At 45.4% G+C, this 20,236-nt stretch carries 14 protein-coding genes; 9 read left to right on the forward strand and 5 right to left on the reverse strand.

From position 1 onward, the window contains the following. Window positions 1-267: 267 nt before the first annotated feature. From K9W43_11655 to K9W43_11675, 5 genes are all read right to left on the reverse strand, one after another. The gene (locus tag K9W43_11655) at window positions 268-2,562 is read right to left on the reverse strand and encodes a DUF2341 domain-containing protein (GenBank protein MCF2137877.1); all 2,295 of its coding nucleotides are present in this window, start codon (window positions 2,560-2,562) and stop codon (window positions 268-270) included. A 406-nt stretch (window positions 2,563-2,968) separates the two neighbouring features. Next, window positions 2,969-6,235, reverse strand: coding sequence for a DUF2341 domain-containing protein (locus K9W43_11660; protein MCF2137878.1), 3,267 nt, complete (start codon window positions 6,233-6,235; stop codon window positions 2,969-2,971). 406 nt (window positions 6,236-6,641) lie between these two features. Then, window positions 6,642-6,941, reverse strand: coding sequence for a hypothetical protein (locus K9W43_11665; protein ID MCF2137879.1), 300 nt, complete (start codon window positions 6,939-6,941; stop codon window positions 6,642-6,644). Further along, on the reverse strand, window positions 6,942-9,407 hold the full coding sequence (locus K9W43_11670; GenBank protein MCF2137880.1) for a DEAD/DEAH box helicase family protein: 2,466 nt from the start codon (window positions 9,405-9,407) through the stop codon (window positions 6,942-6,944). Window positions 9,408-9,566: 159 nt separating this feature from the next. Next, on the reverse strand, window positions 9,567-11,801 hold the full coding sequence (locus K9W43_11675) for a DUF2341 domain-containing protein (GenBank protein MCF2137881.1): 2,235 nt from the start codon (window positions 11,799-11,801) through the stop codon (window positions 9,567-9,569). A gap of 797 nt (window positions 11,802-12,598) precedes the next feature. On the opposite strand from K9W43_11675, the gene K9W43_11680 reads away from it, so the two are divergent. The 9 genes from K9W43_11680 (at window position 12,599) to K9W43_11720 (ending at window position 20,232) form a co-directional block, all read left to right on the forward strand. Continuing rightward, the gene (locus K9W43_11680) at window positions 12,599-13,438 is read left to right on the forward strand and encodes a sporulation protein (protein ID MCF2137882.1); all 840 of its coding nucleotides are present in this window, start codon (window positions 12,599-12,601) and stop codon (window positions 13,436-13,438) included. A gap of 333 nt (window positions 13,439-13,771) precedes the next feature. Next, entirely contained in the window at window positions 13,772-14,416 is a 645-nt protein-coding gene (locus K9W43_11685) for a hypothetical protein (GenBank protein MCF2137883.1), read from the forward strand. Between the two features lie 3 nt (window positions 14,417-14,419). Next, window positions 14,420-15,100, forward strand: a complete 681-nt coding sequence (locus tag K9W43_11690) for an anthranilate synthase component I family protein (protein MCF2137884.1) — start codon at window positions 14,420-14,422, stop codon at window positions 15,098-15,100. After that, the gene (locus K9W43_11695; protein ID MCF2137885.1) at window positions 15,093-15,653 is read left to right on the forward strand and encodes an aminodeoxychorismate/anthranilate synthase component II; all 561 of its coding nucleotides are present in this window, start codon (window positions 15,093-15,095) and stop codon (window positions 15,651-15,653) included. The genes K9W43_11690 and K9W43_11695 overlap by 8 nt, the downstream gene beginning before the upstream one ends. 12 nt (window positions 15,654-15,665) lie before the next feature. Beyond that, the gene (aroB, locus tag K9W43_11700; protein ID MCF2137886.1) at window positions 15,666-16,769 is read left to right on the forward strand and encodes a 3-dehydroquinate synthase; all 1,104 of its coding nucleotides are present in this window, start codon (window positions 15,666-15,668) and stop codon (window positions 16,767-16,769) included. Continuing rightward, window positions 16,738-17,763, forward strand: a complete 1,026-nt coding sequence (gene aroF / locus K9W43_11705; GenBank protein ID MCF2137887.1) for a 3-deoxy-7-phosphoheptulonate synthase — start codon at window positions 16,738-16,740, stop codon at window positions 17,761-17,763. Before aroB ends, aroF begins: the two co-directional genes overlap by 32 nt. Then, window positions 17,764-18,783: an anthranilate phosphoribosyltransferase gene (gene trpD, locus K9W43_11710; protein ID MCF2137888.1), complete on the forward strand. Its 1,020-nt coding sequence runs from the start codon at window positions 17,764-17,766 to the stop codon at window positions 18,781-18,783. Between the two features lie 4 nt (window positions 18,784-18,787). Beyond that, window positions 18,788-19,588, forward strand: coding sequence for an indole-3-glycerol-phosphate synthase TrpC (locus K9W43_11715; GenBank protein MCF2137889.1), 801 nt, complete (start codon window positions 18,788-18,790; stop codon window positions 19,586-19,588). Further along, window positions 19,585-20,232, forward strand: coding sequence for a phosphoribosylanthranilate isomerase (locus K9W43_11720; protein MCF2137890.1), 648 nt, complete (start codon window positions 19,585-19,587; stop codon window positions 20,230-20,232). The genes K9W43_11715 and K9W43_11720 overlap by 4 nt, the downstream gene beginning before the upstream one ends. The last annotated feature ends 4 nt before the right edge of the window (window positions 20,233-20,236 follow it).

A 20,236-nucleotide genomic window follows, 5' to 3' on the forward strand; every position in this document is an offset into this window, starting at 1 on the left:
CCACTTTATTCTTATAATTGAACGCGGTCAACGAGACTTGAAGTGTTGAGATTGATGAGGATATGTTTCAATCATTCACATAGTATGAGTGTTATACCTACTAGTGATCAGTATCACTCCCGCTCCTTTGATCGCTATGGCCAGTCTTACTTAGTCTATTAAAAAGTATTTCCAACTATAGGTGAGTGATGCATTACTGAACGGACCATTATTTACGTCAGTACGTCTCCCGAGTTTCCAAGACGAGTCGTATCACTACACGGAGTCCTATACCAACCACGGAGCGATCTTTCCCATCGTCCCACAATACTCACATTGGAAAATGCGGTCCTGACCAACCTTCCTCAAGTCGATGGAACCTCCACATCTCGGACATGTTGCTATGGGACACATTCGCTCTTCAAGAATCACAATATGTTCTCGGATATCGTACATGACATCTACAAAGAAACCGCTGAGAATCCGCGGGTCATCAGAATAGATGCTGATCGTGAGAACACCCCCGCGTGCCGAACCCGTCACCTGCATCTCCGCGGCAAACTGATACTTGCCATACCTCGTCTGACCAACATAGCACGCATACCCGAGATAGACCCCATCGTCATACGTCTCCTCAGAGTGATCCACAGGTACAAGTCCGCTTAGTCGTGCCTCGGCCATGTGGAGTACGACGCGCGGCGCGCCAGTGAATTCAAAAGACGAACAATTTCGAGAGAGAGAACCGCTCTTTAACCGTGCAAAGACCTCGTCAGCCCGTTCGGTCGCTGTGAGCATTGGGCAAATATTGACGATCCGTTTGGGTGGAATCTTGACATAGCGGATGACCTCGTTCTTATTCACATAACGAACGGTGCCAGTATATTCACCATCAACACATCGAAGAGGTCTCAGCCAAAAGATCGCGCTCTGAAAACCGTTTGGTTGGATGCGCCCAAGCTTTTGACTCCGCGATGTCTTTCGCACGAACTCAAAACCATCCGGGACATCGACGAAAACCGTCACGTTAGTGATCTGATACGATCCCGTGTTCGTCACTTTTATTGCGAGCTTGAGATATTCGCCAGCAGTATCAAATCCACTCTCTACGTCTATTGGACCACTAACTTGATCTTGCGTCATCTCTGTTGCGAGCACTCTGGGAGCAGTTCTTGATGCTGACACAGATTCAACTCGTGAATGCTTCTCACAAGCCAATAGTTCTTGACCTTCTTGTGTTGTCACTAATCCATAGGGCGATACAATCGAGTCCTCGAAGAGACCATCCAAGTCCGGAAGATCGGGGAATCGTGTAGAATGTTCAGAATTAATATTATAAAATACAGACTTGCCACCATAGAGAATTAGAGCCACAGCCATGAGTGACGCACTAACAACTAAGATTAGTCCAAGAGTTCGCCCTCCAGCCAAAGAGGTCTCACTAGTTGTACTAGTTGTGTTTGGTATAATATAGGTCGGTTCTTGAGTTATGTCCGAACTTGGTGAATACGTCTCTAATGTGACAGAGGCAATTCGTGGTGCTTGTTGGGCAAATTTTGTAATAAATAAGTCATCAATGTACACGATACTATCAGAGAGTGAGAGGAACTTCCAAAATCTAGTGTTGTGGCCATATGAAGCATTCGTGCCAGTGAATGTCCAATTTGACAATCCCTGAAGAACCGAAACGTATGCATATCCATTATCAACACACATCTCTATTGTGGCCCACTTGCAAGGATCCCACGTCAGTGATCTATTACCACCTCCGCCATACCCAATTTCGGCATGAAACCCTTGGACCGAGTCATTAGAACTTGAGAACAAGGTGTATGAAGCGGTCTCCTGTATTGTTGCAGTCTGATTTGAAAAAGACTGATAAAACGAATATGCACTTGCGTTCCGTACACGGATCTTATAGAACACTCTTGCTCGCTCGCTTACCGGATATTTTGTATATAAAAATCCGCTATCTACACCAGGCGCATTACATATTAGTTGACCCTCCACGATCGCATAACTTCCTTGAGAAGTTGATGCCCATTTGTTCGTCCAATCAAGAGAGGATTCGTTAAAATCATCGAATAGCAAGAATGTGTTCTCTCCTGATGACGTTGTTCCAAGATAGTCATCAGTGCCAAAATACATATAAATTATTTTAGAGGTCTCTAAATTGTCGATCACCTTTACCCAGAATGTTGCATTGTCCTTGGGTCTCAAATTCTGAATCCAGTAACTTAACAGGGTGATCCCATCTCTCCGTGTAAAACGAATATCTCCAAAATCGGGCTGACAGAGCCGATTACAAAATACATCATTCCCTTGAAAGGAACCGTTACTGTAATGGACAGTTATTCGGATCTGATAGTTTGACCCGACCCCCTTAGATCCAGTGATGTTAATGGCACGTCTATAGTTCCAGCCTTTGAGCCAGTAAGTGGTATCTGCTATGCCAAAGTTTCCTTGAACATCATGTGTTTTGTTATCAACAGTCAATGAATTAGAAGTCAGGATCACAAATGATGGAATAGCAAGCATTCCCGGAAAAAGAAGTATTATTGCTACCAAACAGAGACTTTTACCCATCTGTTGCCCCTCTATTCGAGACCATTCTACATTCACATGTAAATGGTATCGTCATGAGTTCACTCAATACTATGTTGGCTAAATTTGTATATCTCCTTTTCTCTCATGGTCATGGAATATTTATTTATAAATAATATGTACGAGTCATATCGATGTATATGACGATTGAGGTTGAGTGGTAATGCGTATACTACTCCATTGATCGAGACATGAGACCTGTAAAGTGTGATCTCCTGCCGCGATCTTGAGTCAGGCTCCGAATAACTTGGGTTGTGAGCAGCCTCTGGATTTTGATCCCTTTGCCGTTCTTGGCGCATCTATGATCGTATTCCTTCTACGTCAGATCATATTGAACGGTGACAACGTTTGATGCATGAACTAAGGAACTACCAATTCTTTAGGCCATCTAATCTAGCCATGGTGAGGCCTTGCCCATAGTCCCACAGTACTCACACCTGTAGATCCTATCGGGCCCCACCTTTGTGAGATCAATAGGTGCACCACACTTGGAACAGGTCGCAAGAGGACACATCTTCTCCTTGATGATCTCAATGTGTTGGCGAATATCATACATGATGTCCACAAAGAACCCGCTCAAGATCCTCTCGTCATCTGAGTATATGCTGACCGTGAGCACTCCGCCCTGGGGAGTTCCACTGACCTGAATCTCAGCAGCGAACTGGCTCTCACCATATTTGGTCTGACCAACATAACAGGCATACCCTAGATACATCCCGTCCTCGTATTCGTGTTCGGAATGATCCACTGGTGTGAGACCGCTTAATCGGGCTTCTGCCATCTTGAGCACTGCACGAGCATTTCCTGAAAACTCGAAGGAGGAGCAGTTGCGTGCAAGGGCACCGCTCTTTAATCGAGAGAATACCTCATCGGCCCGTTCAGTGGCTGTGAGCATAGGGCAGATGTTCACCAACCGCTTTGTGGGGATCTTGACGACCTGCTGCGTTCCATGCGCGTCCACATACAAGACAGTTCCACCATATTCACTGTCCACACAGCGAAGTGGCCGCAACCAGAATATCGCACTCTGGAAGCTGTGCCCTGCAATATTCCCCAGCTTTTGCATTTGTGAAGTATCTCTCGCAAATTCGAAGCCATCGGGAACATTCAGAATCACTTGAACATCAGTGATGATGAGATCGCTTGTGTTTTCCACTTTGACAGCTAACTTGAGATATTCTCCAACAACATCAAATCCACTTTTTACTTGGATGGGATCATTTGAGGTGGATTTGGTCATAATTTTCTCAAACACACGTGGTACTCTTCTGGTGGCGATGACATCTTGAACAATGGCATCCATTTGAGGCGATTGCGGAGATATCTCTCGTGGTACGTGATCGGTAATTCTTTCACCGGGCGATTCTAAAAGTGATTGGGGTTCTTTACGTTCCTCTGCCTTCGATGAACGATCAAAGGTGAGATGTATTTTCTCAGAATATTTACGAAACACCAAGACTGCAACCACAATAATGCAAATTCCTAATCCAAAGAGGGAAAAACCAGCTATTTGGTAGAGCAAGGCAGGATTGTATGAACCACCATAATCACCGTTATATTCTTCATTACCAAACGAAGAGATGCTCGGCTCATTAGTCACAAAGTTCCGTAAATATACCCAGTCAACCTTTCCATGAACATCCGCAGGACCATTACCGATCAAGGTAATGCGAAATTGAGTGTCAGTTGCACCAGTACCGGATTCCAGAGTGGTTCCATCGTAGGATAAACTGATGAAAGTGGATGTGACTTTTGTCTCAAAATTATGATATGATCCCGCCCAAGTAAATGCATCAACTGTGGGAGTCGAGGCATGAATAGTATGGGCTATCTTTTGAGACCCATCGGCATCGCGTCTAAATCCAATGAAATTATGAAGACCGTTCGTGTAAGTGTCTTCATTGTTGTTAGCGGCATCGTCCAAAGCCAGCCCCCATGTCATTCCATATCCTGATGTTGGCCAATCAGAATACAGTCTGGCTCCAACCGCATAACCACTAGCATATAGCCAACGTTGATCGGTCCCTATACCTTGATTATACGAATTATCCTGCGGCTGGTCATATTGCCCATTATTTTCAGTACCATCAGGAGATCCTACGTGATCCCATTTTGTAGTATCCAATACTCCATCATTGAAATCATCAAAGAACAGAAATGTCGATTGACCACTACTTGTTGTAGCGGTCTCTATGTTAGTGCCATAATATAAATAAATCTTCTGATCGGAACTCAAATCATCTGTAACTTTGATCCAAAACACTGCACTATCAGAATCTACTTTCTCTTGCATCCAATAGTTAAGGAGTGTCTGGCCATCATCGTCTACAAACCGGATATCACCAAAATCTGCTTGGCAGTGGCTTGCCGCAAACACATTATTTCCAGTATTAGTCCCAGTACCATAATGCACCTTCAGCATGATCTGATAGTTAGTACCCGCACCAGTCGCACCATCAATATTAATACATATTCTATATTTCCAGCCATATAACCAAGGAGAATTATGAATATTGATATTTTCCTCTTCGCCTACCGATGATACAGCCGGCTCGCCTTGGGAGGCATAGACCCATTTCCTGACAAAAATATCGTCAACATACGCAGAGTGCTTGCGCCATCGATTAGAATACATCGGTCTTATTGCATCAACATAGTTTGTATTGCGATCGTAAGTCGTCGCAAGACTGATCGTATGTGTGGATCCACTCGTGTAATCCTCAAGTATTGCGGTACTTCCATCGTGAAATTTGAACTCCCAATTTTGCCATGTAAAGGAAGTACCCTCAGTCCAGTCGGGAGTCGGTTGCTTGTAGTCGGTGCCATCATAAAACTGGGGATCATTATACCCTGTAGAATATTTCCAGACCCCATGAATGAGGACATTACCACTTGTACCTTGGACATTATCATACGTATATTCATCGGTCACTCGTTGGACCAACATATTTACAGCCACACCAGGGAGACCTCCAGGTAGTCCGAGGGACTTTGTCTGCACATACGTCTCTGCATCATCGGCTCCATCATTGTGTACCTCAAGGCATTTTCCGTCGCGGTCAGGATCATTGATGATTCGTATTCCATCATCATCAACAGGCGGATCCCAATAGGTCGTGGATGGATCCGCACCAACCACATCATTCTCAAAATCATAGAACCAAAGAAACGTATTTCGCCCATTACTAGTTGTTGTCTGGAATGCATTGTTGCCATAATAAACATAAATTACCTGATCCGAATCAAGATTGTTCAAGACCTCGACCCAGAAAACTGCATCATTGCTATCGGTCTTGCTTGCGATCCAATAATCCAGTTGTGTGAGACCATCATTACTTGTGAATCGCACATCCCCAAAATCTTCTTGGCAATGAGATAAAAGATAAATATTATTCCCGGAATCTGTACCTGAACCATAATGAAGAATTAACTTGATCTGGTAATTCGTTCCAGCATCTTCTACACCAGTGATAGTGATGGCCTTTCTATAGGTCCATTCTGCAAGCCAGTTTGTCGCTTGCGCGGGTGAAGCAGCATCGCTTAAAGAATTGGTGTCCGCCATGGCATGAATAGATGCTGTATTGGGAGTGATGATGGGAAACGCAAACGAACTTCCAATGAGTATCGTAATCACAAGTAGATAATACCCTCTCACAGGTTTGCCTCCATTTACTTGAAAGTAATCAATGATCTCGAGTGCTATAGTGCGTGCAACCGCATTTTATTCTATGTTTCAATTTATCCCGAAGTATTAAAACTTCGTATAAATTGCTAAGTTTACCTTTTGGGTTTTAATCCAGCCATGGAGAGGCCTTTCCCATGGTCCCACAATATTCACACCTGTGGTTCCGGTCAGGCCCCATCCTCGTGAGATCGATGACTATCCATGGAACAGTCGGTCTGCATGGCCAGAACCTGACACTCAGGTAGACAGATTGTATTATGAATGAGGGATCTATTCAAATCGTCCCTCCGCATATTTTTATGTGCATTCCTGTTTGCGTTGACAAATTTTGTTTATTATAGTTGGCACCCACAATAATGCCCACTCCATGAAGATATCATTTCCACCTTGTCACCCGTTCAGATCTTGGCCGAAAGGCACCGGACAGAGAATGGTTCCGTGCACGAACTAGAATTGCACGACCCTCCGAATTTCGGGTGTAGACATAGGACATCGCTCCGACATATTTGCGCCACATCTCAGCGAAATACTCGACATTCTTTTTTCTCATACCAATTAGTGATGGGACTGTATGATAATCTACACGCTCAAAGAACAGTAAATGGGATTTACGAATGAATAAATACCGTGGATTATCAATTGGCTCTAGTAGTTCTTGAAGAGCGTCCAAATACACCTACTTCTCCCGATTCGACCCGCCCTCAAGGTGACAATACACATATCCCGGCATACCTTCAATCTCTTCAACAACGACTCGTAGAGAACCAATATCTGTTCTGATCTCGCCCATGAATCGCAATGTCTTGAGAAGTGCCATTCCCACCTGTGACAGGCTCGACTTGATAGGACCATGTCTGACAAACAACAACAGAGCTTTGATCACGTGAGGCAACATCACAATAGCAGTGATAATTAGACCGATGCCAAATGCAAACCAAAACTGTTCATATATTGCTAGCTTAACTAAGCCTCGTAAGTATTCCGTAAAAGTGAACAGTCCCCAGAAGACCCCCTCCCAAAATAGAGCCGCGACAGTATTATAGAAGACAAAACCTCGTGGAAGATGCAGTCTATGAAACCGGACATCTTCAACTAATCGGACTCCCTCATCACCCCGGTGGAGTGCAGCCTCCCACTCTTCACGAACTTCTGCTCGATTCCGTGCCCGTTCAAACATCCGCTCATTCGATTTCTTAATTTCTTTTTTCTTGATCGGAGCACGTGGGATACCCAATCGAGTAAAACCATTTTCAATTACAGGTTCAATAAAGCTGATCCCCACAAAGGCTCTGAATCTGCGTTCCATCAGTTCATAGTCTTCGCCAGCCGAGTCCGCACCGGTCTCAACACAGACAAGATGCCATATGTTTGAGGTCTTGTCCGGATTCCCGTGCTGTGTCCGAATTGCTCGTCCTCTCATCTGATTCGAGAGCATATACGAGCCGACAAAACTTGCGATCACAAGAGAATTGATCGACGGTGCATCCCAGCCTTCACCTAACAGGGACTTTGTTCCGACCAGTACTTGGATCGCCCCACTGTTGAAGACCTCGGTGATGAGCCGGACGACAAGGTCTCGATCGGATCCAGTGAGCTGGACCTCAAGATACTCTGTAGAGAACGGAAGCGCACGAAGACGGAGACCATGAGGATCTATCCCCATCTTGTAGGCATGATCACGGATCGAGTCGGCAGCTGAGGCAGGTATGATAACTAGAGAACCGCTTAGTACACCTAACTGTAGTCCTTGGATCTTCGCCCTTCTAATAATCTCAAAGATCGGAGCGACACCAATCTTGTTGAGCGGGGTCTCATCATCAGAAGTGCGCGGCAAAGACTCTTTCCGAATATAGTCTGTCAGGATGACCATTCGCAATTGATTCCCAAGTGATCCGTATTCTATGCGAACAATGTCTACTACATTCACCATCTTTGAGAGGCTCTGCTTGAGTAACTTCTCGATACGCTTGTTTTTCCGAAGGCTGATCCGTCGTCGTTCTATGGCTCCAATCTTTCGAAGGTGATCGCGTATCTCCTCCAAAGTAATTGGAAGATTAGGTCTCTGGACTCCGGGCGGAAAGAGCAGTCCGGTCAGCAAAATCTCGAGCCACTCGAGATTAAGAGCAGGAATTGATTTGACTGAACCAGCCACTAATCGTACAGCCTGTTTCGGAAGTTTGATTTTTTTATGATTAAGAAATATTAGTATGCTTGAATAGAATGAAGGTTGATTGAGGATCTCCTCCTCATAGAGTTCTGGGTTCAATACCCAATTGTGTGAGTACAGATATTGCAGAAAGGATTCATTCATGTATAGTCGTTCAACAAATTCCTTGACTTCGCCCCTGAATTTTTTAATCTCCTTGTTCTCCTCCTTAGAAGGTGTTGAGAGAACAACAAGGTCCTGATGAGGACATAGGTCTCCTTCGGCCACCAGCTCAGGAACGGGAACCTCTGCATCCACCGGACCACAGAGATCTATGTAGCGTTGCCACTCAAATTCGGGCACATCATATGGAGGAGTTGCTGTCAGAGCGATAATTTTAATATTTGCGAGGCGATCTATCACAGAAGTCAGACTCTTCCACCAGCTGCTCCTAAGGTGATGTGCCTCGTCCAAGACCAGAGTACCGATCCCCGCATTTTGAAGGGCCTCAACAAGATCATTGACAACCATAGGAATCACAGGCTTACTCGCCTGAGTCTGGCCAAGAACATTTACAATTCCCAAATCAGATGCATCATCTGCATCCTCATTCAAAACAGTATCTTCATCCTCATCAACATCTTCGTCCTCACCCATATTATATGCCGAATGAAGTGCCTGATACGTTGAGACCGTAAAGAATCTAGGATTCCGAATATCCTTTGAAACCCAAGGGGGAACAGTAGAACCTGCGGGAAGAAAGTATTCAACAAGTCGTTGGACCCATTGGTCCCGAATCGCAATTGTTGGGGCAAGAACCAGAGTAGGACGATTAAAACGACTGACTACCTCCAGACCCAAAATAGTCTTACCCGAACCCGGAGCCGCAACAATGTGTAATCGATCATCATCGAGATGTGACTGTAGTTCGTCTAGAATTCGCTTCTGATACGATCGCCATTTCTTAGTGAACTCAAGATGGGGTCTCCCGCTCAAGCATCAAAACGCTCCTATCATGGCGTCTGAAAACGTGATAAAAAATGAGATGGTTTCTTTTGCATAGTCACCACTGAAATACACGGACTCGTAATAGAGTTTTATTAATAATCTCAGCGAGATCATTGTTCACTGCCAATCATCATTTCCTTATGCCATCTAATCTAGCCATGGTGAAGCCTTCCCCATCGTACCACAATAGTCGCATTTGTAGATCCGATCAGGCCCTACTTTCGTGAGATCAATGGGGGCTCCACACTTGGGACAGGTTGCAATTGGACACATCTTTTCCTTGATGATCTCAATGTGCTCACGAATGTCGTACATGATGTCCACAAAGAACCCGCTCAGAATGCGCTCGTCATCGGAATAGATGCTGATCGTGAGAACTCCGCCCTGTGGGGTTCCACTGACCTGTATCTCGGCGGCGAATTGGCTCTCACCATACTTGGTCTGACCAACGTAACATGCGTAGCCAAGATACGTGCCGTCTTCAAATTCCTGATCTGAGCGATCTACCGGAGTGAGACCGCTTAGTCGAGCCTCCGCCATCTTGAGAACTACATGTGCGTTTCCGGAGAACTCAAAGGAGGAACAGTTACGTGCGAGGGCACCGCTCTTCAGTCGAGAGAATACTTCATCTGCTCGTTCGGTGGCTGTGAGCATAGGACAGATGTTTACCAACCGCTTTGTGGGAATCTTGACGACCTGTTGCTCACCATGTGCGTCCACATAAAGAATGGTCCCACCATATTCACTATCAACACAGCGAAGTGGTCGCAACCAAAAGATCGCACTCTCAAAGCTATGCCCCGCAATATTCCCAAGGGCCTGTGTTCGTGATGTATTCCTCACAAACTCAAAAGCGTCAGGAATATTGAGGACAACTTCTACATCCGTAATGATCAAATCAGTTGTATTTTCCACTTTGATGGCCAGCTTGAGATATTCTCCAACGACATCAAATCCGCTGGCAACTTTGATCGGCCCTTTTCCTGTGTCCGATTGAGCCTTTGCTTCAAAGACACGTGGCTGATCTTTCGCGGCGAGGAGATTCCCTATCATGACCTCATCATCAACAGCAGACTGACGAATGGATGGAATTTCTCCCGAACCACCGGAGCGTAATCTTCCTCTATCAAGTTCTAGTGAGTGTGATTCTTCCGAATCGGCACGGTCACCATCTCTGCGAAATAGTGAGAACTGGCTGGAACGTAGTTTCAAGATACCGATGGTCCCACATATCAGGATCGCTCCCAGAACAACAAAGGCGTGACCGATAGTAGCAGGATTCACCAAGATAACAAAGAGATCACTAAGAGGGGTCGATTCCTCATTACCAAATGAGACGATGGACGGGCCATCGTAGACAAATTTAGTAATATATATACTATCAATATGAGCCTCAAACATTGACCAATACAAAAATTTCCAATACCGTTGGTTGCTTCCGTAAGATGCATCAAAACCTGAAATAGTCCATTGGGATGCTCCTTGTGACACCGTGATACTGGCGTATGCATCATCAACCTGGATCTCTACAGTTGCCCAGACATTCGGGGTCCACCCAACTGATCCATTCGTATGTTTACCGCCGTAAGAGATTGAACTACGTACATCTTTATCATAATAGCTGGAAAAGGCAGTATAGGTCGTTCCTCCCTGCCAAGAGTCGGTTTCATTTGTGAAATATTGATAAAATTGGTGGATGTCAGTAAAAGCGGTTCTGACTCTGTATATCACTCGTGAATGTTCAGGTACTGGTTCCTTTGTACGAATAAATCCTGAATCTAGCGCGGGCTTGGTGCACTTCAAATAGCCAAACTCTTGGCTATAACTCGCATGAGATGAAGAAGTCCATTTATGAGTCCAATCAACTACCGTAGATTCAAAGTCATCAAAGAAGACAAATGTGGCATCACCTGATGCAGCCGATTCAGTAGTAGTGTATGCACCATAATAAATATAAATTATCTGATCCGAATCAAGATTACCAGCGACCCTCACCCAGAATATTGCCACACTTGATCGGGTCATTGATTCAATCCAATAAGATAACAACAGAGACCCATTAGAATTTGTAAATCGTACATCACCAAAATCTTCTTGACAGTGCTCTGAAAGATATACCTCGTTTCCACTGTCAGTCCCCTCCCCATAGTGAACTACTATTTTGATCTGGTAGTTCGTTCCTGCGCCCTTAGTTCCGGAAATACTGATGGTCTTACGATATTGCCACTCGGCTAACCATTGATCTACATCATCAGCGACATGAAACGCCGTATTGTACGGATTATTGCTATTGGGCTGTAATGCCATTAGGGGCATGACTGTAAATAGTGTAAGAAAATATACAACAATAAAAATCCCGAGTAAATTATGACGGCGTGCCAACTTTTTTCCTCCTGCTCAAGATTCGTCAGTTTGGTGCTGTCGTATAAAGTCAGGTACAACCTGTTAAATTTCACGTGGCCATTCGAAAATAGGGTTATTACCTTTTCGACAACTGTAACCAATAAAAAATATAATGAACAAGTTCTACAGTTCCGTAATTTACGTCCGAGTAAATGGATCGGACTTCGCTTTCTGCCTGTGCTCGTATAATTAATATTTCTTGGAAAACAGATCGAAAATATTAATCAAATATGGACCTGTATGTCTTCGTAGTTGCTAATAAAGTGCAATCTTTTGAGTGGTCTATTGTCGTTAGTTATGCTATTCGTTGCACATTTTCTGGAGCAGTCTGGATGCTGCTTTTTGTACAGCTTGAAGCATGAAAAACACAATTAGATTGTGTGATTAACATGACGAACACAGAAAACCAACCTGGCATGGAACCAGACTATCCGTGGGCGGGAAACCAACCTGGCATGGAACCAGACTATCCATGGTAAGTCGATCCAGATGTGGATGAGGCGTTTCTTGTCGCTTCATCCACACATACTTCTGTTTTTTCTATTTTAAACATTTCAGACCGATAGGTAATTGCAATCATGTTTTTATCTGCAATTAAAATCATAATATTATACAGCCTGAATAGGATGCACAGTCCCAAATATTATATAAATAAACCTGAAAAATTTAATTCTTCGGGATTTGTCATAATCATTGCGGTGTATTTTTTATATAAAACCATAAGTTGATATATGTTTGATTTCAATTTCGGGCACAATTTGTCATAGTGACAAAAAATGAGAGAGGTTCAAGTTTTACTAAACAAAAATGTCTTTGTCCCTGGTGAAACCATCGAGGGAACAATGACTGTAACAACGGACAAGGAATTCAAATGCAACAAGGTTGTTATGACCATTGTAGCAGAATTAACGGCAATAACAACATATACCGATAAACACCACCATACTCGTCAAAACAAAAAGACCCGGAAGATTTTGGAAGACCATATTGTGTTAGCTAAAAAGACAACAATAGCAGAGGGAACCACTTCTTTTGATTTCAAATATACGCTTCCATCGAATGCACTTCCAAGTTGTTCAGTGTTCTTGGGGGGTGTTACGTACTATGCCAAAGGAAATGTAGATGTTTCATGGTCTATCGATCCTTCAGATAAGACCAAGTTTACTGTCCTACCAGTACTCCAAAAGATGAAACCTCAGACTCAGACTGAGACCGTAAAACTCAAGGGTGGCGCAGAGATAATTTTTGAGATTCCTAACGATGTTCTTACTCCTAGACAACCAATCATCGTGCGAACAAGGATTATGGGTGATCCGTCAATACGCGGCATCAGATACAAGCTCATAGGATATCAGAGAAGTAAGATCAGTCTTTCAAAAGAGAGGAATGATCTGATCCTTGCTGAAAATGAGGTACCAGTTGAAGACCTGATTGGTGGTCAAATGTCTGAGATTGTATTTAGTTTAGATGATGATTATCCAATTCAACTGGATACTAACGCCTTGAAATTGTGGTATGGTATAAAAATAACAGTGGATATTCCGCGTCGTTTAGATAAGACCGTGGAGATACCACTGATAGTTGGTATTCCAGCAGTGGATACCGATATGATGTAGCAGGTTCTCTATTCCTTCAAAAGTTGTGGCTGGTTGAATCCAGTCGCAACAACTTATTTTTTTATGGCTCACGATCTTTTTGATATGCTAGTGTCGCAAAAGACGGATGAGTTAGTTAGCGGATGAGGCCACACCACACTATAGACCATCAATGTACAAAAATGTACAATTTTGCTTGATTAGATACATAGCTTTATATTGGGTCTGAATGGGCTGCATACTTGGTAATCACTATGACGAGGCGAAACATCCTCCATCACAGGCGGGATTGCGTTTGGACACAATCACGAAGATGAGATCATTGATGTAAGCGAGATTTTTATCGGCTGCAAGTTGCGGAAGATACGGCCACCAGCCTCTGATCCTTTGCAAGTCTATCATAACCTGAAGGAAGAGTATGGCGGTGAGAGTTTTCTTATTGAGTCAATGGATCCGATACGGAAGACTTCCCGATACACGATCTTAGGTTTTAACCCAGTATTCACGTTCACTGCAAAGGATAATGAAGTTGGGATAAATGAGAGTCATGCAAAGGTAGAACGCCCATATGACTATCTTCAAACCTTCTACCACCGATTGAAAAAGCAGACTCAGAACAAAGCCAACTTTGCGAACCAGCTGGTAGGCTATCTCTCGTATGATCTCGTGAAACAATTTGAAACGGTTCCAACACTGACAAATGATGATTTACTCTTCCCCGATGCTCACCTCATAGTTCCGTCAGTGGTTCTGTACTTCGACCATATCAAACGTGAAGTGTACAGCAGCGTCCCAGAGGCTGAGATACAACACCTGCTGAAACGAGAAGAACCGCTGGAGCATATCACGGTTGGTAAAAGCAGATCGAACATAGGAAAGAGAGAGTATGAAAGAGCAGTTGAACAGGCGATCGAGCATATCTATGATGGCGACATCTTTCAAATAGTGCTCTCCCGACGAAAACAAGCTTCGTTCAAAGGGGAACATCTCCGGATTTAAGAAATCCTACGAGCGACCAATCCGTCACCATATATGTTCCTTCTCGAGTTCGACGAGACCTGTCTTGTTGGGTCATCACCTGAAATGCTGGTCAAACTTGAACAAGATGTACTCACTACAAAACCAATTGCTGGAACTAGACCTCGTTCCCCGAACATCGAGGAAGATGAGAAACTCAAAGTCGAATTGCTTCTTGATGACAAAGAGCGAGCCGAACACGTTATGCTGGTAGACTTGCACCGGAACGATCTTGGTCGAGTGGCGAAGTACGGGACTATCAAAGTTGACCAGTTCATGAACGTTGAGAAATTTTCTCATGTACAACATATCGTGTCACGGGTTCGAGGTATTCTAAGAGCAAATTGCGATCAATTTGATGTGCTGCGCGCGGTGTTTCCAGCTGGCACGGTCACAGGTGCTCCGAAGCCCCGAGCAATGGAACTGATCGAACAATTCGAATCAACTCGAAGAGGGCCCTATGCGGGAGTGGTTGGCCATTTTGATTTTAATGGGAACATGGACTTTGCGATCACAATTCGCTCATTGGTCATTAAGAGCGATCAAGTGTACGTGCAGGCTGGAGCTGGTATTGTAGCGGACTCTATTCCTGAACGAGAGTTTTTCGAGACCGAGCACAAGATGCAAGCAATGATCCAAGCTCTGGGAGGGGATGTTCATGAGTAGAGTGGTGATCATCGATAATGTGGATTCGTTTGTTTACAATATTGCTCAGTACCTAGGAGAGCTCGGTGCCGACATTGTTGTTCTTAGGAACCATGTATCACTTGCTGATATACTGCAAAAGAACCCCGACAAAATAGTTCTCTCTCCGGGGCCGGGGCATCCCAAAGATTCGAGAGTGACCCTTGATGTGATCCGTTCGGCCGAGGTTCCCGTCTTAGGAGTCTGTCTAGGTCATCAAGCAATTGGATACATATTCGGAGCGGAAGTTGTACGTGCAGAGAGACCTATCCATGGCAAGACCTCTCTAATCACACATACTGGAAATGGGCTCTTCACAAATCTACCTAACCCCATCAGGGCTACAAGGTATCACTCCTTAGTCATCGATGAGACCACTCTCCCGCAGGAATTGCAAGTGACAGCACGAACTGACGACGGTCTCATCATGGCGATCCGACACCGCTCTAGACCGCTTTTTGGTGTTCAGTTTCATCCCGAATCAATACTGACTCAAGGAGGACGGACCTTGTTGTCAAACTTTCTGACTATGTGAGGAGGGGTTTGAATGAAGTCTATTGACACAAAACAGAGAACACCAGAATTCAGGATCGGACGAGACCTGCTTAGCGATCCTGATACATTTCGATCCGTTCTCCAAGGGCAAGTATTTGTAATCACTGAAGACAATGTGGCACGACATCATCTTGACCGTTTCCTGAGAGGGATAGCACCACTCGATCTCAAAATACACACCATGATGATCGAGGGGGGAGAGGAACATAAGACGCTGGAAACAGTGGTCTCTCTCTACTCATTTCTCTCCAAGACCAAGGCAACACGATCTGATACGATCGTTGCATTTGGGGGAGGCGTAGTTGGTGACGTGGCTGGTTTTGTTGCGTCAACGTTCAAGCGTGGAATGAACTTTGTTCAGGTTCCCACGACGCTACTAGCACAGGTTGATGCAGCAATTGGTGGTAAGACCGGGTTCAACCTTCCCGAGGGCAAGAATCTGGTGGGCACATTCTACCGACCACAGGGAATAATCTGTGATACTGGTACACTTGAGACCTTGGCCGAAGAAGTCTACAAGAGTGGTCTTGCCGAGGTGGTCAAGTATGGTCTCATCATAGATCCAGAAATCATTGATATTCTTCGGGCCTCGAAAAAAGAAATTCTCGAGAGAGATCATTTTATTTTAATTGGCTTGATAGCGAGATGTTACAAGTGTAAGAACCAGATCATCTCAGTTGATGAGAGAGAAGAGCTCGGGCTGCGGGAACTGCTAAACTATGGACACACAATTGGACATGCATTAGAAGCGGCCTCACACTTTGATCTGACCCATGGCGAAGCGGTCTCATTGGGTATGGTCCTTGAGACAAAATGTGCTGTTGATGAAGGCATAGTATCCACGGATATCTTGGACATGGTTGTATCCATTCTTTCTTCTCTCGGATTACCAACTGTTCTCCCTACTGCACTTTACACCGAAGACATTCGGCCGTTTCTTCTTCAGGATAAGAAGATGCGGGGCGGAACGTTACGAGCACCACTTCTCGTAGGACTTGGAAAGGCCAAGGTGCGAGAAGTGAGACCAACTTACTTTTTGAAGCAATTCAATGGAGGCGATGCACTTGCTTGTTGTAATGTACAAGAATGCGACTAGAAAACAGATCGAGAAAGTGATCTCGACAATAGAAAAAATGGGACTTGTATCCCACATTATACCTGGGCGATCACGAGTCGCCATCGGAGTCACTGGAAATACGGGAAGAGTTGATGCGGGACAAATCGAAGTTCTTCCGGGAGTCATGGAAGTAGTCCACATCACGAAACGGTACAAGTTGACAAGTATTGAGATGAAACCCGATCGTACAGTTATTGAGGTCGATGGGATTGAGATTGGCGGTTCACGACCCGTGATCATTGCCGGGCCTTGTGCTGTAGAATCTCACGAACAACTTGTAGAGATCGCCCAGAGTGTTAGAGACGAAGGGGCAGATATGCTTCGTGGCGGGGCCTACAAACCAAGAAGCTCGCCATATGCATTTCAGGGTCTCGGGCTTGCGGGTCTCAAGATCCTCGCAGATGCAAAGAAACGCACGGGACTACCGATCGTATCCGAGGCTCTCAATATCGAGACCTTTTCGCTCGTGGAAAAGTATGTGGACATCATACAGATCGGCGCACGAAATATGCAGAATGTGGAGTTGCTCAAACGTGCGGGTCGTTCAAAGAGACCAATTCTTCTGAAGCGTGGCCTCTCAGCGACTCTCGAAGAGCTCCTCTTGGCCGCGGAATACATTATGTCCGAAGGGAACTACAACGTGATCTTATGCGAGCGGGGAATTCGGACGTACAACAGACACACGCGATTTACTCTTGACCTAGGAGCGATCCCGGTACTGCGAACGCTCACGCATCTCCCACTCCTTGTTGATCCGAGCCATGCTGCTGGGAGGCGAGACCTTGTACTGCCACTTGCACGAGCCGGATTAGCGGTCGGTTCTGACGGTCTCATAATCGAGGTGCATTCGAGACCTGAAGAGGCTCTTTCTGACGGCCCGCAGGCACTCACTCCAGAGATGTTTGCAAAGTTCATGCGAGAACTGGGGAGAGACCGACATCAGACGACTCAACTCATTGCGGAGGTGTACTAGATGATCCAAGAGACCTTACACAAGATAGTGGACCGAACTGATCTCTCCTCAAAAGAAGCGGCTTCTGCGATGTCAAACATTATGAGCGGCACGACCAGTGCACCACAGATCGCAGCATTTCTCGCAGCGATACAGATGAAGGGCGTCACCCCTGACGAGCTCTATGGGTTTGCAAAAGTCATGCGCGAAAAGGCTGTACGTATTGAGGTCCCACCAAACACGATGGACACTTGCGGGACAGGTGGCGATGGTCTTGAGACCTTCAATGTATCAACTGCTGCTGCGTTTGTCATTGCTGGAGCCGGAGTACCAGTGGCGAAGCATGGCAACAGAGGGGTCTCAAGCAGATGCGGGTCAGCGGATCTTCTAGAAGAGGCGGGCATATCAATCAACCTGACACCCTATCAGGTGGAGAAGTGTGTCAATGATGTTGGAATCGGGTTTCTCTTTGCGCCACTATTTCATAAAGCCATGAAATACGCAATGGGTCCACGTCAAGAACTTGGAATGCGAACGGTCTTCAATATCCTTGGTCCTTTGACGAATCCTGCACGTGTCAACTATCAGATCATTGGAGTCTACGACCAGTCGCTTACCGAACTACTGGCAGAGGTTCTAAAGAAGCTAGGACTAAAACACGCCTTGGTGGTTCATGGTGCTGGTCTGGACGAGATCACCACTACGGGTTCCACCAAACTATCAGAAGTACACCGGGGTAGAGTAAGGACCTACACCATCGAACCGGAGGACTTTGCTCTTACTAAAACATCTCTTCAAGACATCAAAGGTGGTACACCACAAGAAAACGCCAAGATACTTAACAGAGTACTGGATGGTGATCCCTCACCGTACACCGACATTGTTCTTCTCAACGCCGGAGCAGGATTATACGTTGCAGATCAGGTCTCGGACATCCAAGAGGGGATCGAGCTTGCACGAACAGTCATAGCCGATGGTGACGCAAGAAAATGCTTTGACATGCTACGGACTTTTTCCGCCTCACTGGCAAGAGGAGGGTAATTCATTGAGAGCAGATTTGGGTGAATTAGTAGAATCCATCGTGGAGAAACGGGCTGTAGCAATCCCTCAGAAAAAGAGTCTCACTTCGGTATTGCAAATGGGCCATAGATCAGGGGTCAGAGTCATTGCCGAGGTCAAACCAGTCTCTCCAACAGATGGAACGTTGATGGGCAAGAACACTCCCATAGAAAAAATAGTCGCAGCCTACGAAGCAGGCGGTGCCTCAGGAATCTCGGTCTTGATCGAGCCGATACATTTTGGTGGCTCTATCGATCTGCTGAAGAGAGTCAGGGAAACGTGTAACTTGCCCGTGTTGGCAAAGGGGTTCATTCTTTCGCCGTACCATTTGGCTCAATGTGCAGCTGCTGGGGCTGATGCTTTTTTGCAGATGGTTCGCGTCGCCGAATCAATAGACCTCAGCCTGCGAGAAATGATAGAACTTGGCAGAGCGATGGAGATGGACGCAGTTGTCGAGGTTGTCAATTCTGAAGAGATGAAAAAGGCTCTCTCAGCACAGGCACGAATCATTGCAGTAAATTGTCGCAACATCTACTCCGACCTGTCGATAGATCTCAACAAGGTCCGTATCGGTCAAGATCTTCCAGATAGTATTGCACTGATCTCGGCCTCTGGGATTAACAGCGCTTTTGATCTGAAAAGAGTATACGCACAATCTGGTAACCGCGTTGATGCAGTTCTCGTTGGAACAAGCCTAATGAGATCGGATAATCCCGAGAGAGCGGTTCGAGAACTTGTTGCCGCGGGAAACGAAGTAGTCGCAAGAGCAGAGGAGGGAGGGCATTGACAAGGGTACAGGTATGTGGCGTAAGAACTGTTGAAGATGCTCTCATGTGTGAAGAAGAGGGAGTAGATGCAGTCGGCTTTGTTCTTGTAGAAGGGCGCAAACGGAGTATCTCTCCCAAGACAGCACGAGAGATCGGAACTCAACTCGGTCCATTTGTTCAAAGAACTGGGATCATCCTTGAGCGATCTGTAGAGACAATTATTGCACTCGCGAGCGAAGCGGAGGTGGATGTGATTCAGACGTACTCTCAGGATCTTAAGACGATAGAGGAATTACGCGACCAAGGATTCAGAGTTGTGAATACGGTCTTAGTCACGCCAGCAGAAGAGCGCACATCAGACCAAGTTACGGCCACATTGCTGAACGAGTTGAGTGAACTCTGTGATCTGGTTCTCTTTGAACCAGTTGTTGATGGAGCATTTGGAGGACAAGGGCTTCAGCATGATTATCATCGATTGACTCAGGACTTTCTTCCATACTGCCGAAGGTTTGCTATCGCGGGAGGACTGAATCCCAATAATGTTGGGAGCGTATTGAGACTCCAACCGTATGCAGTTGATGTTTCATCGGGAGTTGAGAGTGAGATCGGTAAGAAGGACAGGAACTTGGTACGAGCATTCGTTGCAGAATGCAAGAGGAGATGAAACG

The organism is Candidatus Thorarchaeota archaeon (genome assembly GCA_021498125.1).
Classification (GTDB): Archaea; Asgardarchaeota; Thorarchaeia; order Thorarchaeales; family Thorarchaeaceae; genus B65-G9.